The sequence below is a fragment of the Thalassotalea psychrophila genome, from assembly GCF_031583595.1.
In the GTDB taxonomy this organism is placed as follows: Bacteria; Pseudomonadota; Gammaproteobacteria; order Enterobacterales; family Alteromonadaceae; genus Thalassotalea_A; species Thalassotalea_A psychrophila.
In genome coordinates, this window is sequence record NZ_CP134145.1 from 3,472,723 (window position 1) to 3,498,236 (window position 25,514).

General features: G+C 36.6%; 21 protein-coding genes and 2 pseudogenes. 16 read left to right on the forward strand and 7 right to left on the reverse strand.

Annotated elements, in window-relative coordinates:
* Window positions 1-320: 320 nt before the first annotated feature.
* The 8 genes from RGQ13_RS14220 (at window position 321) to RGQ13_RS14255 (ending at window position 9,062) form a co-directional block, all read left to right on the forward strand.
* Window positions 321-1,277, forward strand: a complete 957-nt coding sequence (locus RGQ13_RS14220) for an AAA family ATPase (protein WP_348390408.1) — start codon at window positions 321-323, stop codon at window positions 1,275-1,277.
* Between the two features lie 57 nt (window positions 1,278-1,334).
* Entirely contained in the window at window positions 1,335-2,336 is a 1,002-nt protein-coding gene (locus RGQ13_RS14225) for a DUF58 domain-containing protein (protein WP_348390409.1), read from the forward strand.
* Entirely contained in the window at window positions 2,324-2,881 is a 558-nt protein-coding gene (locus RGQ13_RS14230) for a DUF4381 domain-containing protein (protein ID WP_348390410.1), read from the forward strand. The genes RGQ13_RS14225 and RGQ13_RS14230 overlap by 13 nt, the downstream gene beginning before the upstream one ends.
* Entirely contained in the window at window positions 2,874-4,022 is a 1,149-nt protein-coding gene (locus tag RGQ13_RS14235) for a vWA domain-containing protein (RefSeq protein ID WP_348390411.1), read from the forward strand. Before RGQ13_RS14230 ends, RGQ13_RS14235 begins: the two co-directional genes overlap by 8 nt.
* On the forward strand, window positions 4,022-5,956 hold the full coding sequence (locus RGQ13_RS14240) for a vWA domain-containing protein (RefSeq protein ID WP_348390412.1): 1,935 nt from the start codon (window positions 4,022-4,024) through the stop codon (window positions 5,954-5,956). The genes RGQ13_RS14235 and RGQ13_RS14240 overlap by 1 nt, the downstream gene beginning before the upstream one ends.
* The gene (locus RGQ13_RS14245; RefSeq protein WP_348390413.1) at window positions 5,950-7,581 is read left to right on the forward strand and encodes a BatD family protein; all 1,632 of its coding nucleotides are present in this window, start codon (window positions 5,950-5,952) and stop codon (window positions 7,579-7,581) included. Before RGQ13_RS14240 ends, RGQ13_RS14245 begins: the two co-directional genes overlap by 7 nt.
* Before the next feature lie 259 nt (window positions 7,582-7,840).
* Window positions 7,841-8,356 carry a sigma-70 family RNA polymerase sigma factor gene (locus RGQ13_RS14250; RefSeq protein WP_348390414.1) on the forward strand — a complete coding sequence of 172 codons (516 nt, stop codon included), beginning with the start codon at window positions 7,841-7,843 and terminating at the stop codon, window positions 8,354-8,356.
* A complete protein-coding gene (locus tag RGQ13_RS14255; RefSeq protein ID WP_348390415.1) occupies window positions 8,349-9,062 on the forward strand; it encodes a DUF3379 family protein in 714 nt (237 codons plus the stop codon). The genes RGQ13_RS14250 and RGQ13_RS14255 overlap by 8 nt, the downstream gene beginning before the upstream one ends.
* Window positions 9,063-9,186: 124 nt before the next feature.
* On the opposite strand, the gene putP is transcribed toward RGQ13_RS14255, so the two are convergent.
* Window positions 9,187-10,674 carry a sodium/proline symporter PutP gene (gene putP, locus RGQ13_RS14260; protein ID WP_348390416.1) on the reverse strand — a complete coding sequence of 496 codons (1,488 nt, stop codon included), beginning with the start codon at window positions 10,672-10,674 and terminating at the stop codon, window positions 9,187-9,189.
* Window positions 10,675-11,026: 352 nt separating this feature from the next.
* On the opposite strand from putP, the gene RGQ13_RS14265 reads away from it, so the two are divergent.
* Window positions 11,027-11,704, forward strand: a complete 678-nt coding sequence (locus RGQ13_RS14265) for an EAL and HDOD domain-containing protein (protein WP_348390417.1) — start codon at window positions 11,027-11,029, stop codon at window positions 11,702-11,704.
* A gap of 103 nt (window positions 11,705-11,807) precedes the next feature.
* Here RGQ13_RS14265 and pgi read toward each other — a convergent pair whose 3' ends face one another.
* The 3 genes from pgi to RGQ13_RS14280 all read right to left on the reverse strand — a co-directional run bounded on the left by pgi (window position 11,808) and on the right by RGQ13_RS14280 (window position 15,549).
* A complete protein-coding gene (gene pgi, locus RGQ13_RS14270) occupies window positions 11,808-13,451 on the reverse strand; it encodes a glucose-6-phosphate isomerase (protein ID WP_348390418.1) in 1,644 nt (547 codons plus the stop codon).
* Between the two features lie 39 nt (window positions 13,452-13,490).
* On the reverse strand, window positions 13,491-14,501 hold the full coding sequence (galE, locus tag RGQ13_RS14275; protein ID WP_348390419.1) for a UDP-glucose 4-epimerase GalE: 1,011 nt from the start codon (window positions 14,499-14,501) through the stop codon (window positions 13,491-13,493).
* A 91-nt stretch (window positions 14,502-14,592) separates the two neighbouring features.
* A complete protein-coding gene (locus RGQ13_RS14280; RefSeq protein ID WP_348390420.1) occupies window positions 14,593-15,549 on the reverse strand; it encodes a DHH family phosphoesterase in 957 nt (318 codons plus the stop codon).
* A gap of 212 nt (window positions 15,550-15,761) precedes the next feature.
* On the opposite strand from RGQ13_RS14280, the gene RGQ13_RS14285 reads away from it, so the two are divergent.
* The 5 genes and pseudogenes from RGQ13_RS14285 to RGQ13_RS14305 form a co-directional block, all read left to right on the forward strand.
* Entirely contained in the window at window positions 15,762-16,631 is an 870-nt protein-coding gene (locus RGQ13_RS14285; protein WP_348390421.1) for a glycosyltransferase, read from the forward strand.
* A complete protein-coding gene (locus tag RGQ13_RS14290) occupies window positions 16,628-17,494 on the forward strand; it encodes a glycosyltransferase family 2 protein (RefSeq protein WP_348390422.1) in 867 nt (288 codons plus the stop codon). The genes RGQ13_RS14285 and RGQ13_RS14290 overlap by 4 nt, the downstream gene beginning before the upstream one ends.
* A 358-nt stretch (window positions 17,495-17,852) precedes the next feature.
* Window positions 17,853-18,107, forward strand: coding sequence for a hypothetical protein (locus tag RGQ13_RS14295; RefSeq protein ID WP_348390423.1), 255 nt, complete (start codon window positions 17,853-17,855; stop codon window positions 18,105-18,107).
* 39 nt (window positions 18,108-18,146) lie between these two features.
* Window positions 18,147-18,911, forward strand: a pseudogene (locus RGQ13_RS14300) (IS1595 family transposase); the annotation flags it as partial.
* A 13-nt stretch (window positions 18,912-18,924) separates the two neighbouring features.
* A pseudogene (locus RGQ13_RS14305) lies at window positions 18,925-19,125 on the forward strand (lipoyl synthase); the annotation flags it as partial.
* A gap of 332 nt (window positions 19,126-19,457) precedes the next feature.
* Here the strand turns inward: RGQ13_RS14305 and RGQ13_RS14310 are convergent.
* Window positions 19,458-20,726, reverse strand: a complete 1,269-nt coding sequence (locus RGQ13_RS14310; RefSeq protein ID WP_348390424.1) for a hypothetical protein — start codon at window positions 20,724-20,726, stop codon at window positions 19,458-19,460.
* Between the two features lie 110 nt (window positions 20,727-20,836).
* On the opposite strand from RGQ13_RS14310, the gene RGQ13_RS14315 reads away from it, so the two are divergent.
* A complete protein-coding gene (locus RGQ13_RS14315; RefSeq protein WP_348393446.1) occupies window positions 20,837-20,983 on the forward strand; it encodes a hypothetical protein in 147 nt (48 codons plus the stop codon).
* A 351-nt stretch (window positions 20,984-21,334) separates the two neighbouring features.
* Window positions 21,335-22,426: a glycosyltransferase gene (locus RGQ13_RS14320; protein ID WP_348390425.1), complete on the forward strand. Its 1,092-nt coding sequence runs from the start codon at window positions 21,335-21,337 to the stop codon at window positions 22,424-22,426.
* Between the two features lie 291 nt (window positions 22,427-22,717).
* Here RGQ13_RS14320 and RGQ13_RS14325 read toward each other — a convergent pair whose 3' ends face one another.
* Complete coding sequence (locus RGQ13_RS14325) at window positions 22,718-23,704, reverse strand: hypothetical protein (RefSeq protein ID WP_348390426.1); 987 nt, start codon at window positions 23,702-23,704, stop codon at window positions 22,718-22,720.
* The gene (locus tag RGQ13_RS14330; protein WP_348390427.1) at window positions 23,701-25,317 is read right to left on the reverse strand and encodes a glycosyltransferase family 2 protein; all 1,617 of its coding nucleotides are present in this window, start codon (window positions 25,315-25,317) and stop codon (window positions 23,701-23,703) included. Before RGQ13_RS14330 ends, RGQ13_RS14325 begins: the two co-directional genes overlap by 4 nt.
* Window positions 25,318-25,514 lie beyond the last annotated feature (197 nt).

The following is a 25,514-nucleotide window of genomic DNA, read 5'->3' on the forward strand; positions in this document are numbered from 1 at the left end:
TTCATTAAATTATTGCCCACTTGTGATAGCTAAAATACTCCAAGACTGTGTTGCTCTCAATCCCAATAGCGAGCTATTGGTCAATCGAGCGCCTTGCCCTGATTTATTTTTCCTTAGCACAACAAGATCACAAACTTAATGAAACTGGTATTACTTAATTAAAAGCAAACAAGCTAACAGGTCCGACCTGATCATTTTATTTGATTCTATCTGCAAATGAGGCTTTTTAAAAGCATTGATTTCGCATAACATGATCCTTATATATTCTATATAAGTTTAATCACACTATTTAACTGCGGTTACGGAAAATAATAATTATTATGGCAATTGAACAATTTTCTAAATTACAAGAACATTTAAGTGAACAAATCGTTGGCCAACACGCCTTAGTCGAAAACTTACTTATTGCACTATTAGCAGATGGACACCTAATTGTTGAAGGCCCTCCTGGTCTTGCAAAAACACGTGCGATTAACTCATTAGCGGATGGTATTGATGCCAATTTTCATCGTATTCAATTTACTCCTGACTTATTACCAGCCGATTTAACTGGTACTGATATTTATCGACCAGAAGATGGTACCTTTGTATTCCAACATGGGCCTTTATTTCAAAATTTAGTATTAGCAGATGAAATAAACCGTGCGCCGGCAAAGGTTCAATCAGCATTGTTAGAAGCAATGGCTGAAGGCCAAGTAACTGTGGGTAAAACCACTTATCAATTGCCTGACTTATTTTTAGTAATGGCTACCCAAAATCCATTAGAGCAAGAAGGCACTTACCCGCTTCCTGAAGCTCAGCTCGATCGCTTTTTAATGCATTTAGAAGTTGATTATCCAAATGCTGCTTCCGAGCTGGAAATTTTACGCTTAAATCGTGGTGAAGCGTTAAATGAGAAAAAAGCACCACTAACTAATATCAGCCAAGCAGACATATTTACCGCTCGCAAAGAAACATTAGAAATTTACCTAGCGCCAGTACTTGAGCAATACATTGTTGATTTGATCATGGCAACACGCAATGGTGAAAAATATGACGAGAACTTGGGTAAATGGTTAGCCTTTGGCGCCAGCCCTCGCGCAACTATTGCTTTAGATAGATGCTCACGTGCTAGAGCCTGGTTAAATGGCAGGGACTTTGTTAGCCCCGAAGATATTCAAGCTGTATTTCATAACTGTTTACGCCATCGCCTAATGCTTACCTATCAAGCAGAAGCTGAAGGCATAACTACCAACCAAGTTATTGATCGCATTTTAACTTTAGTTGCTGTTGGTTAATGCCATCTTTAGCTAAACATTTTTTAAGCGAGTTAAATGTTGCGATAGGTAAAAACTATGTGGTGGAATAAGCATTCAAATTTTGATGCAAACCTTGGTATAAGTGAACAACTTAGTACCTTGCAAAGTGACGGAATTAATTTAACGATTGATGAACTGTTATCTTATCAAGGCAAAGCGTCACTGCTTAATCTCGCGCCTAAAAACGCGGTGCACGGCCACTTATCAGGTAATTACCTTGCCCGAACAAAAGGCCGAGGTATGGAGTTTGATGAAGTGAGACATTATCAAACTGGCGATGATATTAGAGCCATAGACTGGCGCGTTACAGCGCGAACTGGCGAAACTCATACTAAATTGTTTAAAGAAGAAGTTGAACGTCCAGTTTTAATTGCCACCGACTTAGGCCAGTCGATGTTTTTTGGTTCAAAACTCTTGTTTAAGTCTGTACAAGCATCTCATATTGCTTCATTAGTTGCTTGGCATGCAAAAAAGCGTGGTGATAGAGTTGGCGGATTGGTCTTTAATGAACTTGAACATCAAGAACTTAAACCAAGAAGTCGACAAAATGGTGTATTGCATTATCTGCACGCGTTGGACGAATTGCACTTGCAAGGCTTAGAACACTGGCAACAAGACAACCCTAGCAGTAACGATTATTTTATTGAAAATTGTAATCGGTTAAGACAGTTGGCCCGTCCAGGTTCATTGGTATATTTAATTACAGACGGTAATCATTTTGACGAAAAAGCTCTGTTGCCGTTATCGCAAATTTCCCGCGTATGTGAGTTAGTTATTTGCCAAATATCAGATCCTTTAGAGTCTGAACTCCCAGAAAGTCATCATAAAACATCTGTCGCGGTTACCGACGGTAAAGTGAAACAACAGCTTACCCTTGGTGATAAAAAAGCCGCTGAACGTTATCAGCAAAAAGCGCAAATGCTTACTCAGTTAAAACAACATATGTATCAAAAAGCCGGGGCTCGCTTTATTAGCTTTTCTGCCGGCAGTAGCATTGAACATCAATTAAAATCAGGAGTTGAATCTTGGATCCGTTAGCGAATTTACAAGATATTCACTTGCCCGAAAATATCCATGGCTGGCCTATTGCCCCCGGTTGGTGGATATTGCTTGTTAGCATTATTGCCATAGCAGTTTTCTCCTATAAGAAAATATCAGCTAAGCGCAAGCAAAGTTTGGTGAAGCGCCAAGCAATAAAACAATTAACCGAACTAGATAATTTATCTACCGAGAAATCGATCGCGATTTTGAAATGGGTAAGCATGCATTATTTTAACCGCAATGAGGTAGCGGCAATTCATGGTGATAAATTATTGGCATTTTTGTCGAATAAATTACCCAATGAGCAACAAGCAAGTTTCGTTCAGTTAGCTGAAAACGCGTTAATGCAACAGTACCGTAAATCGACTCATTCTCTTTATTCACAAGAACTTCAGCAAGCGGCATTACTTTGGGTTAATAATGCCGCGCTCATAGAAATTAAAGGTGTAGAAGTTATAGCATCAGACAAAAATCAGCCCTCGGCTATTCAAAACAACAATAATAAAATGACAACAGCTAAAAGTGAGGTTACTCATGATTAGTTTTTTATGGCCATGGCTCGCTCTGTTGTTACCTCTGCCATTAATTGTGTACTTCTTATCACCTAAAAAAGCAGCAAGTTCGGCGGCGCTAAAAGTTCCGGTACTATTACCTGGTGCCAGCTCTAAAACCTCTGCTATGGGACAACAACAATTGCCAGTTTGGCTTGCTGTCGTTGTATGGTGTTTATTAGTATTAGCGGTTACAAGACCTCAATGGTTAGGGGAACCGATTCAAATTCCAACCCAAGGCAGAGAGATGATCATCGCCGTTGATTTGTCTGGCAGTATGCAAATAGAAGATATGCGATTAAACGGCAGCACAGTGAATCGTTTAGTGATGCTAAAAGAGTTACTTGGTGATTTTATTGAACGCAGAAATGGTGATCGCTTAGGCTTAATTTTATTTGGTGATGATGCTTATATGCAAACACCAATGACCTTTGACCGAAAAACCATGCAACAAATGTTGGATGAATCAGAGATTGGTTTAGTAGGTCAAAAAACCGCTATTGGTGACGCTATGGCGTTAGGGGTTAAACGCTTCGTTAATAAGAAAGAGTCTAACCGCGTATTATTACTAGTTACTGATGGCCAAAACACCTCAGGAAAAATAACTCCGGAGCAAGCATTAGAATTAGCAGTAGCTAAAGATGTGACCATTTACACTATCGGTGTTGGCGCAGAAGTAATGCTTGAGCGCTCATTATTTGGTACCCGTAAAGTTAATCCATCTCGCGATTTAGATGAAAATACCTTAACTAAAATTGCCAAGCAAACTGGAGGCTCATACTTTAGAGCCACTGATGGCGAGTCGATGACAAGAATTTATCAAATGCTGGACCAGCTTGAACCGGTTGAACAAGATCAACAACAGATGCGCCCGTTAACGGCGCTATTTTACTACCCATTAACCGCTGCCATGGTGTTAATGATCATGCAAATGCTGATGATTAAATATATAAGCTTTGGCTCTATATTTAATTGGTCTTCGGGTACAACAAATAAAGTAAAACCAAATCAATTATTTAACAAACCGTCTCCGGAGTCATTTAAAGCAGCAGATAAAAAAATCAGAGATAAGCCTTCATCAGGCTCTAACGAGAAAACTGAAACCATGGCACATTCTAAGGAGCAAATATAATGAGCGAATTTCATTTTATCCGCCCTTTATGGCTACTCGCTGTTGTGGTGCTTGTCTGGGTTATTTGGCAACTTAGAAAAATTAGAATATCAAGCAGTGCATGGCATCATGTTATTCCAAAGCATTTAGCCCACATGTTATTAAGTAGCAGTGAAAATAAAAAGCCAGTATCACTTATACCTGCCTCAATTATCGGCTTATTATTTATTTTTGCATTGGCTGGCCCAACTTGGCAGAAGCTACCACAACCGGTATTTGATGTTGAACGCGGCTCAGTACTTATCATGGATATGTCTTTTTCAATGCTTGCAACTGACATTAAACCAAATAGACTCACCATGGCTCGCTATAAAGCGATGGATTTGGTTGAAAAAATAGATGAAGGTGAAATTGGTCTGGTGGCTTATGCTGGTGATGCATTTATTATTAGCCCGTTAACAGCGGATATAAACAATATCAAATTACTCTTACCCTCATTGTCACCAAATATTATGCCTGAGTTAGGTTCTAACCCCTACCCTGCATTAGTACTAGCAAATGAAATGTTACTAAACGCGGGGCATATTGAAGGTGATATTTATTGGGTAACCGATGGTATAAGCTCAGATGAACTTGCCGATATTAATGACTTTGCCAGTGAGCATCCGCATCGCATTAATATATTAGGCGTGGGTAGCGATCAAGGCGCGCCAATTACGTTAGCCAATGGTGAGCTAATGAAGGATAGAGGTGGCAATATCGTTATTCCTAAAATGAACGCGCCAAGGCTTGCCGGTATTAGCCAAAATAGTGGAGGAGCTTTTAGTCAGATAACCGCTGATGACAGCGACTTAGAAAATCTAAGTGAATTAAAAGCACTAGATGCAAAAAAAGAAATGCAAAATGAACAAGACAATTTAGGCGATCAATGGCAAGAAATGGGACCCTATCTATTATTAATAGCCCTGCCATTATTGTTAGGTTATTTTCGCCGCGGAGTATTGTTTACCCCTGTATTATTAAGCTTGGTTATTGCATCTTCACTACATGCCCCAAGGGCAGAAGCAAGCCTTTGGGATGATTTATGGCAAACTAAAAACCAGCAAGGTAAGGCAAACTTCGAACAACAACAATATGCAGAAGCTGCCGAGCAGTTTTCAGAGCCGCTTTGGCAAGGCAGCAGTTACTACAAGGCTGGTGATTTTGAAAAAGCGTTAGATGCCTTTAAGCAAGTTGAATCAGCAGAATCTAGTTATAACCAAGGTAATACCCTAGCTAAGCTACAGCAATATGATGAAGCAATTAAAGCTTATGATGAGGTTCTCGCTGAAACCCCTGATCATATGGATGCGGCATCTAATAAAGCGCTTGTGGAACAATTGCAGCAGCAACAAGAAGAGCAAGAACAGCAAGAGCAGAATCAAGACGATTCGAATCAAGAACAAAATGAAGAACAGGATCAACAGCAGTCTGATCAACAAAAAGAAAATCAACAACAGTCTGGCGAAAATGGCGACAGCGATGATAACCAAGAGCAGCAACAAGCTCAAAACCAGCAAGAACAAGATTCTGAGAATCAAGATCAACAATCACAAGACTCGCAAAGCCAAGAAAGCCCTGATGGAGATCAAAATCCTAATGAACAGGAGTCTGATCAGCAAAGCCGTGACAATGAGCAACAAAACGCTGAGCAAGATGAGTCAGAGCAAGAACAAAATGCTGCAGCTCAAGCTGAAAATGCAGAGCAAGATGAGCAGCAAAGCCCGCAAGACGAACAGAGTGCAGGTGTAGTAGACGACACGAGTAAAGAAAACACCGAATTAAATCAAAAGCATGAACAAATGCTTAGAAAAGTTACCGACGATCCCCAGTTGCTATTACGCAATAAAATGAAACTGGAATATCAAAAACGTCGTCAAAACAGAAGCAGCATTGGAGTAAAAGAAAAATGGTAAAAACGATCAAACAGTGCGTTTTTATAGTTTCCCTATTCGCTACATTTTTTGCAAATGCATTAACTAACGTTACCGCCAGCATTGATAAAAATCCGGCAATAGTTAATGAATCAATTGTACTTACGGTTAAAGCTGATGATTCAGTATCTGCCGATGCCTTTGACCCTAGCATTTTACAAAAAGACTTTGTAGTTGGCGGTACTTCAGTAAGCAGTCAAACCAATATGGTTAACTTCGATATGACCCGTTCCACTCAGTGGACAACTCTGCTTATTCCTAGGAAAAAAGGCAAGGTAGTGATCCCAGCCCTTTCTGTAGGCGGAGTTAGCACCCAACCTATTGCGTTAGTGGTGCTAGCTGAAAGTGAAAAAGGCGCGAGCCAACAAAAAGATTTATATATTACTTCCGACGTAAGCGATCAAGACATTTACGTGCAGCAGCAATTCACCTTAAGAGTTCGTTTGCATTTAGCGGTAAATTTAAAGCGCGGTGTACTCACTGAGCCAAAAATGACCGGCTCTGAAATTAAACAAATAGGCCAAGATAAAGAAGATACACAGATTATTGACGGTAAACGCTATCGAATAATTGAACGCATTTACTCAGTAAAACCACAGACCAGCGGAAAATTTGTATTGCATAGCTCTACCTTTGAAGGTGAGATCATAATTAGTAAAAGTCGCTCTTTATTTTCAGGTATGGATCGAGGTAAACCAGTTAGCATACGAGGTAAAGAAATTGATATTAACGTAAAACCAGTGCCTGATAATTATAGCGGAGAGTGGTTGCCGAGCGAAATCATCAGCATTGAAGACGAATGGCCTGTGGCAGGCACTGAATTTGAATTAGGTGAGCCTATTACCCGTAAGGTGACAATCACGGCTGCAGCGCTTAGCGCCGAGCAATTACCGGTATTAAATTTTGTAGTACCCGATGGTTTAAAAATATATCCAGACCAAGCTGAAAGTCAAAGTGGTGTTCAAAACGGTTTGTTGATCAGCCAAAAAGTACAAGAATTTGCCATAGTACCTACCAAGCCTGGTACCTATACCCTGCCAGATTTAACCGTTCCTTGGTGGAATACTAAACTGAATAAACTTGAGCAAGCAATTATACCGGGTAAAACAATTACCATTAATGGTATTCAGGCAGCAACACCAGCATTTAATCAACCAATTCATCCACAAACGCAAATTGTGACTGAACAAAATACTACATTACAATGGCTATTTTTAGCTGGCTGGATACTTACCGCCTTAGCTTGGTTTTATATGGCAAAATTGAAAGGCAACATAAGCTTTAGCAAAGCGACATTCACCAGCGAAGACAAGCAAAGCTATTTAAAGTTAATGGCGGCATGTAGCCAAAATAATGGTGAACAAGTTATTAGCCTATTGCCAATATGGGCGAAAGATCTATATCCGAACGAGCACTTTGCTAATTTAGAACAAGTAAGCAAAAAGCTTAATAGTGTTGATTTTAATGAAGCATTAGCCGAGTTACAACGCAATTACTTTTCAGCCAACACCGGAAATTGGCAAGGTAGTAAATTGTTAAAGATAATTTCAAGATTGCAAACTAAAACGATACAACAGCAGCAAATCGAAATAGCGATTAATCCTTGAAACAGCAACCTGTAAAGCTTAAAGGCTACAAGCTGCAAGGCTGCGAAATGCGAGCCCCAACCTTATAGCCTTAATTGCCCACAAAATGTGGGCATTTTTGTGTTTACGCCTAAACTCACTATTAAATAAAATATTTTTTATTTTTTCGAAATTAAAATTACCTTTGATTGGTCCTTACTAATAACCAACAATAATATTGTTATACCAACTTAATTGAGTATGTGATCAACTTGGTATTTATAACCCTTGGAACCCATTTATGGCAAGTAAGCAAGTTAGATACGAAGCCTTGGTTAAAGCACTGCACGCAGACTTATTCCGCTACGCATACTGGCTAGTTCATGACAAACATATCGCTGAAGATTTAGTTCAGGAAACCTTCCTTAGAGCTTGGCGTGCGCTTGATTCTTTAAAAGATCAAAAAGCAGCGAAATCATGGCTTATTACTATATTGCGTAGAGAAAATGCTCGCCGCTTTGAACGTAAACAATTCGACATGAGCGAGTACGATGAAGGCAGTACGGTTGACAATTTTTCAACTAGTACAGAGCAACAACTTGAAGACCATTGGTTAAGAGAAAAAATCGCTCGCTTACCAGCAGAATACAGAGAGCCTTTGGTATTACAAGTTATAGGTGGTTTTAGTGGTGAAGAGATCGGCAAGATGTTGGATTTAAACAAAAACACCGTAATGACTCGCTTATTTAGAGCGAGAAACCAACTCAAAGATGCAATTGAAAAAGATAATGAAATTAAGGGGCGAATTAATGGATGATTTAGAATTCAGACGAAGACTATATTCAGATCCGAATAGCCAAGATCAAGATATAATCGACGCCATTAATAGTGACAATAAGCGCAAAGACTTCGCTGAAGATTTAAAAACCTTAGACTCGCACATTGCCAAGGCCTTAAGTGTTGAAGTACCTGACAACTTGGCGAACCAACTTATTCTTCGGCAGAGTTTGCATTCACATCAGCAAACTAAGAAGAAGTCGAGAGTGCATTTAGCAATGGCTGCCTCTGTTGCTTTAGCATTAGGTATTGGTGTGAGCTTTATCAACTCAAGCCCGGCCTACTCTAATGTTGCAGATTATTCATTAGCGCATTATCACCATGAAGCGGACAGCTTTGCCAAGCAAGGCAATGCTCAATATAGCTTAGCTAGTTTTAATAATGATGTGTCTGACTTAAACGTTGGCTTTAAGGAAAAGCTAGGCAAGTTGATTTCAATTGATGATTGTTATTTTGACGGCATGGACAGCGTTCATCTAGTGTTTGAAGGTGAATTTGACAACGTAACGGTATTTCTAGTGCCTAAGTCGACTCATTTAAAGTTTACCCAGCAATTTAGCGATGACTCCGTTGTAGGTATCACCCATCAATACCAACAAGGTGATGTCATTATAATAGGTAACAAGAACGAACCTTTGCAACAATGGCAACAAAAGATTAATGAAACCATAGAGTGGTCGATATGACTCAATACTAGTTTCGAATTGCGAATACGTTACACTCCGAATACGCTACTTCGTATCTTCGAAGCGTCAGCGTATTCGAAGTAGCGAAGCTACGTATTAGAAGCATCGCGTATTCATTACTTAATTAAGAATGTAAAGACTCTACCTGAGCAAACGTTTGTTGAATTTCATCCTCTGGTTGCTCTGTCATTCTACTTACAACCACAATAGCAATAGCGGAAAATATAAACCCAGGCACAATTTCATAAATCCAAGCACTTAAGTTTTGACCATTAATAGTGATTGGCGCATAAATCCAAAATAGTACCGTGAAGGCACCTACTAACATACCTGCTAGAGCACCTTGTTTATTCATACGTTTCCAATACAAACTGAGGATAACAAGTGGCCCAAATGCAGCGCCAAAACCAGCCCAGGCATTACCGACTAAGCTTAAAATAGAACTTTCCCTATCGTATGCTAGAAATACTGCAATTAAAGCGACTAGCAGCACAGACAATCTGCCAACCATAACAAGTTGCTTTTCACTGGCATCTTTATTCAAAAACACGTTATAAATATCGCCCGTTAATGAACTCGACGTCACTAGCAGTTGCGATGAAATAGTACTCATAATTGCCGCAAGAATAGCAGCAAGAAGAAAACCAGCAATTAATGGGTGAAACAATACTTGCGACAAAAGAATAAATATAGTTTCAGGATCAGCCAAAGACGTACTAGTTTTGTCTATATATGCAATACCAGCGAAACCAGTTGCGACAGCACCGCAAAGAGACACAATCATCCAATTCATACCTATACGACGGGCGACAGGTAAATCTTCCACTGAGCGAATAGCCATAAAACGAACAAGAATATGAGGCTGGCCGAAATATCCCAATCCCCAAGCCATAGCCGAGATTATCGCTACAGTACTAACACCACTAAACATATTAAATAAATCAGGATTTATGTTTTCGATGCTTTGCTGTACTTCAGCTAAACCACCAACATTAGATATCACCACAACAGGTACTAATACTAAGGCTATAAACATAATACAGCCCTGAACGAAGTCAGTTAGACTTACGGCTAAAAATCCGCCAAACATGGTATAACAAACCACAACGCCTGCTGTAATATAAAGGCCAAGTTCATAATTTAAAGCGAAAGAGCTTTCAAATAATTTACCGCCAGCGACAATGCCAGATGAAGTGTACAACGTAAAAAATATAATGATGACAATTGAAGAGACTATGCGAAGCAAGCGCTTATCATCTTTAAAGCGGTTTTCAAAAAAATCAGGTAGGGTTATAGAATCATTTGCAAGTTCGGTATATGTACGTAATCGTGGAGCTACAATTCTATAATTTGCATAAGCACCAATAATCAAGCCAATCGCTATCCACGTACTACTTAGGCCGCTGATGTACATTGCCCCTGGAACGCCCATTAAAATCCAACCACTCATATCTGAAGCACCCGCAGACAAAGCAGTAACAGAAGGGCTTAAACTGCGTCCTCCCAACATATAACCAGACACATCATCTGTGGACTTTTTAAAGGCGTATAAGCCAATTGCGATCATTACAATAAAATAAACAGCTAAAGAAAAAATAGTTCCGATGGCCAAATTAGACTCCTAAGTATTAAAACTGACTTTCTTAAGTATATACCATGATAAATTTCATTTATTGAAAGCCAATAAAAATGGAATTTACACACAGTTGCGTAAGAAAAATATGCCTTATGATAAATCTAAACGATGTTTAATTACTATATTTTTGCGTGTTATTTTTTATTAACAATTTGTTTTGATTGAATTAATAGAGTTATTACATTAAAAGAGCTCAATATATGCAAACTTAAAAGCCTTTCATAGAGAATCTTTTAACTATTTATTTCTTTTTTATATGGTAACGTAGTAAATGAGTTTTATCTTTTAATGAGATTTTAATCAGGCGCACTAAGGTATTTGGCTTCAAATGCAATTAAATAAAACATTATCAATACAAGAAAAGCAGACAGAGTATGATGTATTGCAAGGCTATGCTGCTAGGCAATCAATTGTTGATAAAGATAATAATATTTTTGCTTATGAATTGCTGTTTAGAGACAGTTTAATTAATGTTTTTCCAAGCATAGACGCCGATTTAGCAACTGTACAACTTATTCAAACCACACTCGAAAGCCGACAAAGTAAAACCTTCACTAATCAAAAACCAGCCTTTATCAATTTCACCTTAGAAACTCTACAAAAAGGCTACCCCCAGCAGTTTGATATTGAGCATGTTATTGTTGAGATCTTAGAAACTGAAAAGCCTTGTACTGAGCTATTAAGCATTTGCCAAGACTTGCATGAAAAAGGCTATTGCATTGCCTTAGATGATTTTGTTCATCACCAGCAATGGCATGATTTTTTTCCTTTCATAAAGATTATAAAAGTAGATTTCAGACAAAGCACTATTGAAGAGATAATTGAGCTAATTGAACATCTTGCTGACTTCCCACATATTCAACTACTGGCAGAAAAAGTTGAAAATCAACAAGAATACAACCAAGCGCTAAACTTAGGTTTTGACTTTTTCCAAGGTTACTTTTTTGACAAACCTGAAGTGATTAAGTCTAACCCTAACGGTAAGTTAGACTTGTCATTCGCATAAGACTGCAACTCTGAACTCAATGATAAAATGTCGTCTTTCTAGAGAACGACTGCATGGATGTAGAAGGTAGAGCGACGCAGGATGCCAAAGCCGAAACCAGAATCTACTTACGCTTGTCTAAATACTTGGCAATTAACCCTTGAGTAGAAGTAGATAATGCATCATTACTTTCTCCGCCCATTACCGCTAATATCGACGTCCCTAACTGCTTGCCAAGTTCAACCCCCCATTGGTCAAAAGAGTTAAGCTCCCACATAACGCCTTGAACAAAAATTTTATGCTCGTATAGTGCTAAAAACGCCCCTAAAACTTTCGGCGTTAAGTGTTCAAATACGATAGTATTTGAAGGTGAGTTACCAGGCATAACCTTATGTGGAGCTAATCGTTCAACATCTTGAACCGACAAGCCTTGTTCAGTCAGTTCAGCTTTAGCTTGCTCTAAAGTTTTACCAACCATTAATGCTTCACTTTGAGCAAAGCAATTAGCTACTAACATAGTATGATGATGGTGATAATCACTATTTGATGTTAGTGAAACAATAAAATCAGCAGGAATTATTTCATTACTTTGATGCATCAACTGCATAAACGCGTGCTGGCCATTAGTACCTTCTTGACCAAAGACAATTGGCGCTGTGGTTAATTCAACCTCATTGCCTTGATGATTCACTCGCTTACCATTACTTTCCATATCTACTTGTTGTAAATAGCCAGGAAAGGCACGTAAAGAATGGTCGTAAGGTAAAACAGCCAAAGAATTATAGCCAAGAAAACTTGAATTCCAAATACCAATGAGCGCCATTAATACCGGCATATTTTCAGCAAAAGGCGCCTGTTGAAAATGCTCGTCCATTTGATAAGCACCAGCGCGCATTTGCTCAAAGTTTTCATAACCTATGGCAATCGCTAATGGTAAGCCAACCGCTGACCATAAAGAGAAACGACCACCAACCCAATCCCACATAGGTAAAATATTACATTCTTTCACCCCAAATTCTTTTGCTTTAATTATGTTAGAGCTAACCGCGACGAAGTGATCAGAAATATCATAATTAGAAAGATAACTGGTAAGCCAGTTTTTAGCACTTTGTGCATTTAATAGAGTTTCTTGGGTGGAGAAGGTTTTTGAAATTATAACAATGAGCGTAGTTTCAGGGTTTAATAATGCTAATTTTTCAGCTACAGCACTACCATCAATATTCGCTAAATAGTGCACTTTTACACTTTGTTGATGAAATGGTTTCAATGATTCCTGCGCCACTTTCGCACCGTAATAAGAGCCGCCAATACCTATGGCAACAACATCGTGGATCGCTTTACCAGTACAACCTAAATACTCACCTTTATGAAGTTGTGAACACAGCTCGCGCATTTGCTGATTAGCATTAACTATTTCATTAGCGACTTGCTCACCAAGCACTTCAATTTGCTTTGATTGTGGGGCACGTAAAATACTGTGTAGAACCGCTCGTCCTTCTGTATGATTTATCTTCGCACCACTAAACATATCAGTAATGGCATTGCTTAACTTTATATCATCAGCCCAACTAACTAATGAATTAATAACATCACCATCAATATTTTGTTTTGAGTAATCCAGAAATATATTGCAAGCAGTCAATGATGATTGCTCGAATCGCTTTGAATTTTGTTCAAACAAACTTAATATCGAATTACACTGAAACTGTTTGGCACTATCATGCAATTTTGAAATGGATGCAGAATTCTTTTGATGTTTTGTAAACACGCATGTTCCTTAAGGTGTTAATCGTTTAGCTTTGAAAATTTACTCAAAACCATTAGGATTATCTGATTGCCAACGCCATGTATCGATGATCATATCATCTAACCCTAGCTCAGCTTGCCAACCTAGCAATTCATTAGCTAATTTTGCTTCGGCAAATACCGTAGCTATATCACCAGGACGACGAGGGCTAATATTAAATGGAATATCAACACCACTGACTTCTTTAAATTTATCGACAATTTGCAATACCGAAGTACCGTTACCTGTACCAATATTGATTGCGGTACAACCTGAAAGTTTATCTAAAGCATCAACCGCTTTTACATGTGCATTAGCTAAATCAACCACGTGGATATAATCTCGAACTCCAGTGCCATCAACAGTTTCGTAATCATCACCAAATACATTCAACTCCTTTAAACGCCCTACCGCAACTTGTGATACAAACGGGAGGAGGTTATTTGGAATGCCGTTAGGGTTTTCACCAATAAGCCCTGATTTATGAGCACCAATAGGATTAAAGTAACGTAGAGAAATAATAGACCAGTCAGGATCGCTTTTCGCTAAATCAAACAATATATGTTCGACCATTAGTTTGGTTTGACCATAAGGATTGGTAGCTGACGTTGGCATAGTTTCAACTAATGGAGAAACATTGTTTTCACCATATACGGTAGCTGAAGAGCTGAACACTAAGTTTTTAACATTAAACTCGCCCATAACTTCTAGCAAAGTAACGGTGCCAGACATATTGTTATGGTAATAACTTAAAGGAATTTGCGTAGACTCACCAACGGCTTTTAAGCCCGCAAAGTGTATTACTGCTGTAATATCATGTTCTGAAAAAACTTCACGCATAGCGTCTTTATCACATATATCTGCTTCAATAAATACAGGCTTAACACCAGTTATTTGTTCAATACGCGCTAATGATTTAGTTGAAGAATTAGCAAGATTATCAACAATAACCACTTCTTGCCCAACTGAAAACAACTCAACAACCGTATGGCTGCCAATGTAACCGGTACCACCGGTAATTAATAAACTCATAATCTTTCTCGTCTTACTGGCGAAGGCCAGTATCTATAAACAGTCATCCCGTTGAAGTACGGGATACCACTTCCTGAACTCGTTTAAGGATCTAATCATAATAATTTTGCAACACAGAAATAAACGTCTCAATTTGCTCTTCTGGTAACGCATTAATACCAGCAGCACCTGCCCGACCACCACCAGTCGGAAACTGAATACACACCTCATCAGCGCCCTGCTTATTATTTAAAGGCGCACGAACACTAACCGTATAGCTACCATCTAAATTGCGTGTTAATACACCATGAGCTTTATCTGGTGCTGTATTAGCCAAATCATTACCAAACACACCACTAACTCGTCGAGACCAGGCAGCATCTTCTAAGCAAACCACTTTGCAGATATTATTTTCAAACAAAACTTCGGCAGTTTGAGCCATATTCATATCTTGCTCATAAGCAGATTCCAAATCATAAAAAAGCGATGATTTATTAGAAAACAAATTTTCTGGATGCTCATAGCCTAATAGCTTCTGGTATAAATCGGCTGGGTGGTAATGCAGATCATCTGTAGTACGACCATAACCGTTATAATTTACATAGGTACCTAAAGCTTCAAGTTGATTAGCTAATGGGCTGCCAACGCCATTAAGAACACAATGATTAGCAGCAACCGTTTTAAGGTTATCACCATAAGCCGCTGCAATAGCCCATAAATGATGTTTGCCCTTTAAATAATCATTCACCAATAAACTAGTACAAACATCTGGCGATGTATTGACTAAAGACGTTAATAAAGGAGATTCAGGCACATCGCCTGTTCGGTGATGATCAACATAAAATACAGGTACATCGTTTGCTAATAAATTTGTCAATGCTTGAGTGTTCTTTTCCATTGAAACATCAAGAATGGTTGCACTTATTGCAAGTTCAACATCAACTTGTTGTACTAACGAAATATCTCTTTTAACTCCAGTTATAAGCGTTGAAACTTTCGGTTCGGCTAAACGTAATTGTAATAAAGCTAATATTCCGTCGGCGTCGCCGTTGAAAACATCGAAGTGCATGTTGTTAATCTTTAATTTGATAGATAATGGCTAAGTATAATAGCAAAGAAAGGATAAGATCAGCATAAAAAATGTTTAAATTGCATTAAAAACAGTCTATATAGGGAGCCAACAAATTAAATAGTGATAAAAATTAACTATCTGCTCCTATCTCCCTAAAAAGATGTATAATTTATAGATTACTATCAGCTAGTTACTTTTCATAGGTTGTTTTGACTCTTACTAAATTAAACCCTTTAATTGCAGTAGCAATGTCCGTTTATAAAAACGATAATCCTTCCTTTCTTATAGGAAGTATCGAAAGTGTCCTTTCACAAACATATCAAAATTTTATTTTCTTTATTGTGATTGATGGTCCTATATCCAAAACGTTACAAGATATACTGGATAAATACGAAAATGAAATAAAAATAGAAATTAGTATAAATAACAAAAATGAAGGTTTAGCATTTTCACTTAATAAAATTATTAATACGATTATTGGCAGTGAATCTACTAAGCCTGAATTATTGTTTCGCATGGACGCTGATGACATTTGTGCAAAAGACCGCTTTCAAAAACAAGTGGATTTTTTAGTCAACAACCCTGAGGTTTCAGTTCTTGGCTCTGATTGTTATGAGATTAATGAAAATGGTAAAGTTATAGGCAAACGCCTTATGCCTTTACACCATAAAAAAATAATAATAAAAATGCCACGCCATTGCCCAATGAATCATCCTACAGTTGCACTTCGCCTCTCTATTTTTGAAAATGGTTTTCGTTATCGTAGTGAACTCATGAACACTCAAGATTACTACCTGTGGATTGAACTTGCCGCAGCAGGTTATAAATTCAGAAATTTGCCAAATAAGTTATTATATTTTCGACGAAGTAATAACTTTTACCAGCGTAGAGGAATGGAAAAAGCAATTAATGATCATGAAGCTAGAAAATTAGCTAGAGAAAGTTTAAATTTAAATACATCTTTGAATTTTATCTATGCACACACTGTTTTTATTATACGAAGGTCTCCACCTTTTTTAATAAAATTTGCTTACATGTTCCTTGAACTTAAAAGAAAAATTCAGCGTTTGATATCATGAAAAATATTGCAGCAGTAATTATTTTATATCACCCAAAGATTTTGGAGGTTGAGAAAAACATCTCACTTTTAGCTTCTCAAGTATCCCATTGCTTTATTGTGGATAATTCGGTACCAAAGACTGAACAATTAATGCTTCCAGATAATGCCACGTTAATAAGTTTAGGTGAAAATGTAGGAATTGCTAAAGCGCAAAATATTGGATTAAAAAAAGCCCAAGAACAAAATGCTGATTTTACAGTTCTGTTTGATCAAGATTCACAAGTTACCAAAAGTATAGTAATTGACTTACACAAGTCATATTATCTTGAAGCTGCAAAGACACATAAAGTCATCGCAGTTGGACCAAGACCATTCGACATTTTCACTCAAAAAATAATGATTCCATCAGTGCAAAAGGAGCACGCCTCATTATCTGAACTAACGATTTGTAGTCAGATAATTGCATCTGGAAAAATGATTAAAATGGAATACTTAGATGAAGTTGGTTTATTTTTAGAAGAGTTATTTATTGATGGTGTTGATCATGAATGGTGCTGGCGTGCAAAAGTTAAGGGTTTCTCTGTAGCGATTAATGAAAGCGTTATCATGAATCACCAATTAGGTGATGCTAGAGGACGATTTTTAGGAATAACCTATAAAATAGGTTCTCCAATACGTTTGTTTTATCAATTTAGAAATATTCTAATTTTAAGTAGGCGCGATTACGTGCCTACTTATTGGAAGCTAAGGAACTTAATTTCCATTCCTGTTCGTTTTGTTATATTTTCAATTAGAGGTCCAAACAGATCAAAACGCATTAGATTTATGTTACGAGGAATTTTTAAAGGTATACTTTATAACTCAAAGACAATTAATAACTGATAGTAATATGTTTTAAAACCACAATTTAGTTTTTATTTGAAGTGTAGAGTAGTAATACTTTTATACTAAAATTGTTCATAGGTAATTTTATGCGTAATGACACCGCATTTTTTATTAAATCTTTTAATCGCCTAGATGTATTACAACGATCTCTCAATTCATATTAGCCCTTCGTAGTCCCAAAGAATATTTATATTATTGACAACGGATCGGATTATGAACCGTTGCTTGATTACTTAATAGTACTTGAAATTTCTGGGTATAACATTATTTACTCGACTCTCTTGTAGGCGGAGAAAACGGGCTAAATTCTATAGCGCCGATAATTAATAAATATAAAATTGGCTATACTTACTATGTGGTCACAGATCCTGATATTTCTTTAGAAATTTCTAGCAAAGATAGTCTCAACGTGTATATTCGACTATTAAACCAGTACGATGATGTAAATGTCGTAGGACCAATGTTAAAAATCATTGATGTACCTGATAGTTACCCATCTAGGCTTTCATGCTGGATGTTAAAAACGAAACAGTTCTGGCGAAAAATCCCATTAATGACCAAACTAGCAGGTAAAAAAATGGCTCTATTAGCGTTAGTCGTTGATCATTGAAAATGCTCCTATACTTAATGCCCACAGCGTATAGGAGGCGTGGCATTTAGAAAAAATAGATTTACATTATTAATAGAGTCTGTACATAAGCTAACATACAATCAGAAACGATTGCTACATCACCATGTTAACGAAGATCTGAAGCGGGGCGATACAGAGAACCTAATTAATAAATCTAAAGGGGGTCATGTGATTTTGCCCCCATTGCGATTGCGAAAATATAGGTAAATGGGGCATGTATTCTGGATTAGTACGCTTCAAATGCAAGAGTTCTACTTGCGGTAAAACTTTCAACGCCCTTACTAAAACGCCTCTAGCTAGGCTACGTAAGCGTGACCTTTGGGCTAAGAATCTTGAATATAGCTAGACGGCTTACCTATATGCAGGGTTGCTGAATTACTCGATGTGGCTGAAACCACTGCATTTAGATGGCGACATAGATTCCTTAAAGCACCGGCCACCCGCAAGCCATCTGAAGTCACGGGGATTATCGAGGCTGATGAAATGTTTTTTGCTGAATCCTTCAAAGGAAATCAAACCATACATAATCGTGAACCTAGACATCGTGGTGGTATGGGTGACAAGCGAAAGCTAGAAGACAAAATACCGATCCTTATTGTGGCAGATAGGAGTGGCGGCCTCACAGATTTTGTGCTGGAAGAACACAAACGTCATGATATCCATGAAGCTATGCGGCCAATAGTGAACCACGATAGTATTTTATGCAGCGATGCGGCTCATGCATACCGATCCTTCGCTAAAGGGATGAACATTAAGCATTACAGAACCATCGTTAGTAACGGGTGTTCGTGTAATTGGCGTAACTATGCTAACAATTGGTCAATACTTACAAACAAGTAAACATCACTTAGCGGTTGAGCGCTATGTTCATCCTGATGATTTTGACATGTTTAAACGTGAAGCCGACGCTATGGGTTTTGATCACGCTGCATGTGGACCATTAGTTCGAAGCTCATATCACGCTGATAAACAGGCTGCTGATGAAGAAGTCAGGTAAGACAATGACTTAAATTAAGTGGTACATAATTAATTTAAATTATGTACCGATAGACTTATAGTACCAACCTAATGTGTAAACAATACTAAACTAAAGAACTCCATTAATTTGCCGGGGCATAACTACATTTAGACAAAGTAATTAAATTTCTAAATTGATAGATAATGTATTGTGCCAATTACATTTACCCTAATTGTTATTTTTTGCATTTTTTAAAGCGATGCCAAATCCCGAAGTTTGTGGCTATAACTTAAAAAATCAATGTATTAGAATGTGAAGGTAACATCGATTATAGTTAAGAGAACGGCTTATATGTACGCTTATTTTATACTCTATTTATTGTTAATCCAATCATATGTATATTCAAATGGAGTGACTGTATTACCGGTTAATGTTATCCAATCAGAGTATAAGTCATAATGTGCTATGCCTCCTGAATGATATTCATCGGTTAGCTCTGAATTGCTATTAATATTGTTATACCCTAATACCTTCTTAATCTTATTAGCGTCCTCACCATATAAAGTTGTGCTCATTATACTATACATTTCTAATGGCTGTTTAGGTAGTGACATATTGTATTCAAGGTTATCATACGTGTAGTTAAATGAACCTTCACCTATTAGTTGCCATATTTCATAAGGAAAACTTAAAAAATATGATATGTCAGATGAGTTGTCATCAATCCAATCATTTACTGATATTTCACTGGGGTGGCCCTTAAATATCAGGTTGTTTTCGCTAAGATCTATAGTAGTTTCAAGATTTTTCAAAATATCAACCTGATTAACATACGATACATTCGGTTCATCTCTCGTATAACTGCCGAATAAAACAATACTTTCTTTGTCGGCATCAAATGTTTCACTCTCTTTAAATACAGGAGCTTCAAGAGCTTCTATATTTATAGAGCCAATATAAAAGCCTGTTGATATTAATCCTGAACTTGTTTTTAAATCGCTGATTTCAGAAGACATTGCATTAAAATTAATAAACTCATAATCAACTCCGTTGCTTTTTAAACGACCAATCTGCAAGTCAGAGTTTAGAAGAGTCTGCTCGTCAATACTATCCCAAAGGACTAGCTTAACATTTTTGACGCCATTTTCTTTTGCTTTTGCTGCAAATGAAATTATATTGTCAATTCGATATTTTTCATATTCAAAGATACTAGTACCTTCAGGAATAACGTATATAGTATCTAATTGGCTAAACGCCTTATTTGAAAGTAAACCGCCATCAGTTACAGGTATAACTGATAGATAAGCGTCAATTTCAGTATTTCCATCTGCAGTATTAACTATGATTTCACTTATATCTTGAAAGTTTTTCACTAATTCTCTAACTGTAACTTCAGCGCCATTTTTTGAAGTATACACATATGGATATGACGGAGAGCCTACACCTAATGCTAATATTGATTCTTTTGTATTAGACGAGAAAGTTCTTCCTAACATAAAGGCTCTGCCAAAATTTCCACCATGGGTTGCATAAATATCAATTTTATCTATAGTTTTTGATGAGTTGTCATCATCATTACAACCAATTAAAGCCAAATTAAAAATAGTGATTAGTAAATATTTTAGTTTCATGATTTTCATTTTATTAAATTCAATAGCTAACTAATAACTATAGGTTAATTATTCCTATTTTAGCAAATAAGAATAATGTCAATATTAATTGTTTTTAAAGTGATGTTTTACAAAAAAACGTGGGATACAATATTGACATTGAAACCTGTATCGATTGCCAGTGGCAGGTAAAGGTCATTGCCTATATTGAAGTTCCTGATGTCATCAAGAAAATATTAGATCACCTAAAAAGCAATGAAGAAAAAGCATCCGGTAAGCGTCTTTAAGCAAGAGCCCCCTAGTTTCAGTATTTGCATTAGTTAATTAGGGAAAGAAAATACAACAAAATAAGGATAATATTGCCGTTGCGCTAGGAGGGTAGCGTTTGTTCTTTTTTTGTAATTGAAAAGAATGAGGACATAATAGGCCTTAAACTAACAGATTTGCGTCAAATCATCAGGGTATTGGTTTGATGTTATCTCTATAAGGAGTTTTGTGGTTTCCACTATAGATTGATTATATCGGATATGGTGTTTAAATTACTTATACTCCTTGCCCATATTGCATAGAAGATACTGGTAGATTATCATATCTACAGTCAAAAAATGTTTTAGATCGTACTTTAGGGGATTATAGATTTGATTGATTTAGAAAAGCTTAATGCGGCATGGGTTTCTTTAAAGCGAAAGACTAAGAGTGTATTGATTAAGTTGGAAAGTTTAATAGCAAAGCGTAGCTTGCATAAATCTTCAAAATTTTGTGAATGGAAGAAACTAGAAAAATGTAAAGTTCTATTCCACAGAGATTATAGAGGTTATACCGGCGGACACTTAAAAGTTTATGATTACTACAGACATCTAATTGATATTGGTTGTGATGTTGATATTTTTTTTACAAGCAGGAGCGTTTGGGATAATATTGCAAACGTAAACCCATGGAAAGAAGAGACAGAGAATATTGTTTCTGAATATAATCCAAAAAACTACGATATATTGTTTATTGAAGGTATGGATTGGGCTTATCTTGAACCTGGTGTCGAGGAAATAGTTCCTGTTATAAACTTAGTTCAAGGTTTTCGTCAAACAAATAAAGAAAATACGCAGTTGTATAATTTCTTATTTCGCAAAGCTACTCGTATAGGGGTATCCAATGAAGTAGCAGAATCAATGAGATTAACTAACGATGCAAATGGCCCAATTCACACTATCCCCTGCGGAATAAACTTACATGAAATAAGTGTAAATAAAACAAATGATATCTATATCATGGGTAAAAAAAATACGAAGATGGCACTCGAACTTTATGAATATTTTACTGGTTTAGGTTACCGAACTATTTGCTCAACTAAGAATATTCTAAGAGATGAAAATCTAGATCATATGGCTAAATCATCCATTTCAGTTTTATTATCAAGTCCTGGAATAAATGAGGGTTTTTTCTTACCGGCTTTAGAGTCAATGACTTATAGCGACATAACGATTGTCCCTGATTGTATAGGGAATAGATCTTTTTGTTTTGATGGCAAAAACTGTCTCATGCCCAAAAAATATACAAAAGACCATATTATCAAGAAAGTTGAGCTGGCCTTTAGTATTCTTAAAGATTATAAACTGTTGAATAAATATAAATCTGCAGCGCTTTTAACAGTCAATCGCTATAGTATTGAAGCGGAGAGAGTAGCTTTTTATAAAATACTTAACGAAGTTTTTATCAACCAAGGTAAGGTTTAGAATAAAAAGACAAATAACAGGCTTATGTGAATATAAGAGAAATAAACCACAATTCTGTATTCTCCGTAAAAGTTATGTGCCTGTGTATTGTAAAATACGAAATCTAGTATCTATCCCAATCCGTTTAGTTATCTTTACCATTAAAGGACCTGAAAGACATAAGAGAATAGGTTACATGTTAAAAAGAATTTATTCAGGAATCACTAAGTCCTATACTTTAAATATGTAGTTTACATCTATATAGTGACGACTTGACGCTAAAGTCACTCGCCACATTTTTAATTAAAATAACTATACTTTAATTTTTAAAGGGCCATAATTCAATTTTTGTCTAGTTTGTTTGACTACAACATCAAAATGATCCGAATTTTTTAACTCGTCAGGGATGCAATATTTATAGCTAATGTAACTACCTCGAGGAAGCTTAGCTTTTATATGCCCCTGATATAATAGCGAGGCGTTGACGGTTGCTATTTCTTTATCATCGGCAATTATACACAATGTTACTAATTCATCATTACTCTCATTCCAAGCATCACCAACGATTTCATTTTTTGCGTTAATGTGTGCAATTCCATGAACCCAAGTAAGTTTTTTTTCGTGTAATTCCTTTCTATTATTTAATAACCATTTCGCTTTATTATAAATAAAAAAGTCATTTGGACTTATAGCCCGCAATCTATGAGCTAATTTTTTAGTTAAAATTTCTGCTTTATCTCCTTTATCAGCATTTACATTCGAAGATAATGGTGGAACGTTAAGCCCTAGTTGCTTGTTAACTATAGCTATAGAATCATTATACAATTCTGTAATTCCAATCACGCCAATTAATTCAATAGGAAAGCCCGCGATCCACTTATGCTGAAAATTCACAAATCTTTTTTCTTCAATGAATTTTTCAATATCACCTTTATAATTCATATGCTTTACTTGATGCTTATAATGAGAAAATGTTTGCTCCAGCGGATCTCTAAAAAATGCTACAATGTTACGAGGGTCTACAAAATTTGAATATTTTGTCACAGAAACATGACCAGATAACCAATCAACATTCTCTTTTTCAAGTTTCTTATACAGTTTGAAAAAGTCTTGTTCTTTATAGATTGATTCCTGAACTATTTTGCTTGTGGAAGGTGATCTTTGCTCATAATCACAGATAACTGTTGATTGATTTTCTATACCATTCCTAAAGCTGGTACCTGCTGTCTTGGGAATATGGACAAAAAGCTTTAAGTCAAATAGTTTTTTATTTGATTTTTTAAATACTCTAGTAATCATATGTCTCTCGAAATTGAAAAGTCTTCTAATTTTAAAGTGAGGTTAGGATTATATGCTGGGTCAAGATAAGTGTTAGTCCCCCAAGTATCATGCATATAATTGATTTCTTTCTCTGCGCGAGCCCTTTTCTCAGGAGTTGCATCATCCCCCCGACTAATAGATTCATAATGATATAGCTCAGCATAAGGCGTCCAGAGATTGCGCACACCTAGCCGTTCTACTTTTAAACAAAAATCAACATCATTAAACGCAACGGTCAAATCACGTTCATTTAGACCAGAGACCTGATTAAAAAGCTCTTTTTTAACCAATAAACAAGCAGCTGTTACTGCTGAATAGTTTTGCACTAGCTGTAAACGATTATTAAAACCGTCTGCACTTCTTGGATAATACTTATGACTATGCCCTGCACAGCCCCAGATACCGATAATGACCCCTGCATGCTGAATAGTATCATTAGGATAATACAACTTAGCCCCTACACAGCCTATATCAGGCCTAATAGCATGGCTTACCATTTCAGTTAACCATTGTGGCGAAATGACTTCAACATCATTATTTATTAACCCAATAATGGTACCTTGCGCGTGCTCTGCAGCAAAATTATTAATCGCTGAGTAATTGAATGGATGATTATAATTTATGACATTGATCTTAGAATTGCCTATCGATTTTAAATAATTTATTGTTTCAATATCATCCGACTGGTTATCTACAATAATAATCTCATAGTTTTCATACGTTGTTTTGGCTAAAATTGAGTCGATGGCTTGTTTTAAAATATCTAATCCATTGCGCGTAGGGATGATAAGTGAAACAAGCGGCTCTGGCTTCATGATGGGCCAGGTGAGTTTTTGCCCCCAAGTTGTAGGCTCCACTTTAAGATCAAGGTTAAACCTTTGTTGTAGAGCTTTTTGACTCTCCAGAGAATTTAGCTCTAATGGGCCATCAACTAGGTGAAATAATACTTTAGCTAAATGCTCAATTTTAGTGGCTCTGTTATGGTTATCAATGTTAATAATCAACCCAAACATTTCAGAGCGAGACGACAACTGATTGAGGGTAATATCGTGTAAAACTGAATCGACTTGAATAACACAACAATTAGCAATGTATTCCTGCTCATAATACAGGTCAGCATTCCAGTCAGGTTTAAATTTAACATTATGTCTTTTACCCTCACGGTCAATATAATCATGGTCAGAGTAAATACAGCCAGACTTTGACGATTTATCAGCATTGATGTATACCGCAAACTCCCATAACGCTTGCGGAGCTAAAACCAAGTAATAATTAATATACAAAGCCCAATAGCCAGAATACTTAATATTAAACGGTTGCATCAACTCTGAACATTCTACTTTTAATGTTGTTATATTAAGAGTGTTGGTAAATATATCCGCTACTGTTTGCGTGTCGTGTAAAACAACAACAACCTGCCAGTTTTGATACGACTGTTTAGTTATTGAAATTAATATCTTTTCAAGTTGACTATCAGTCAACAAAGGAGAATTGACAACAATAACAAATTTCGTAGTTTTGATGACACCATTAAATGGAGTAAAACTCTCAGATTTTTTGATCCAATTTTGATACGTCCTGGGATGTTTCATTTTGAAATGATTGACCACACGCATCATTCGCCAATAACAGAAAGACAGATAAGGGATTTTTTTTACTAGATTTTTAAATTGGTTAATCGACAACATTAAGTCTCTTAAAATTAATTATGCCCAAAGGCTTTTTACAGTATGTAATATTATAAAATCGCTTAAATTAAACGAATTCAAGGGTTATTTAGTTACAACCT

Bases quoted from the DNA above. Each gene is read 5' to 3' on its own strand.
- RGQ13_RS14240 (WP_348390412.1), top strand. From the start codon at position 4,022: ATGAGCGAATTTCATTTTATCCGCCCTTTATGGCTACTCGCTGTTGTG.
- RGQ13_RS14250 (WP_348390414.1), top strand. From the start codon at position 7,841: ATGGCAAGTAAGCAAGTTAGATACGAAGCCTTGGTTAAAGCACTGCAC.
- RGQ13_RS14325 (WP_348390426.1), bottom strand. From the start codon at position 23,704: ATGATTACTAGAGTATTTAAAAAATCAAATAAAAAACTATTTGACTTA.
- galE (WP_348390419.1), bottom strand. From the start codon at position 14,501: ATGAGTTTATTAATTACCGGTGGTACCGGTTACATTGGCAGCCATACG.
- RGQ13_RS14280 (WP_348390420.1), bottom strand. From the start codon at position 15,549: ATGCACTTCGATGTTTTCAACGGCGACGCCGACGGAATATTAGCTTTA.
- RGQ13_RS14225 (WP_348390409.1), top strand. From the start codon at position 1,335: ATGTGGTGGAATAAGCATTCAAATTTTGATGCAAACCTTGGTATAAGT.
- RGQ13_RS14330 (WP_348390427.1), bottom strand. From the start codon at position 25,317: ATGAAACATCCCAGGACGTATCAAAATTGGATCAAAAAATCTGAGAGT.
- RGQ13_RS14290 (WP_348390422.1), top strand. From the start codon at position 16,628: ATGAAAAATATTGCAGCAGTAATTATTTTATATCACCCAAAGATTTTG.
- RGQ13_RS14255 (WP_348390415.1), top strand. From the start codon at position 8,349: ATGGATGATTTAGAATTCAGACGAAGACTATATTCAGATCCGAATAGC.
- RGQ13_RS14245 (WP_348390413.1), top strand. From the start codon at position 5,950: ATGGTAAAAACGATCAAACAGTGCGTTTTTATAGTTTCCCTATTCGCT.
- RGQ13_RS14265 (WP_348390417.1), top strand. From the start codon at position 11,027: ATGCAATTAAATAAAACATTATCAATACAAGAAAAGCAGACAGAGTAT.
- RGQ13_RS14310 (WP_348390424.1), bottom strand. From the start codon at position 20,726: ATGAAAATCATGAAACTAAAATATTTACTAATCACTATTTTTAATTTG.
- RGQ13_RS14220 (WP_348390408.1), top strand. From the start codon at position 321: ATGGCAATTGAACAATTTTCTAAATTACAAGAACATTTAAGTGAACAA.
- RGQ13_RS14235 (WP_348390411.1), top strand. From the start codon at position 2,874: ATGATTAGTTTTTTATGGCCATGGCTCGCTCTGTTGTTACCTCTGCCA.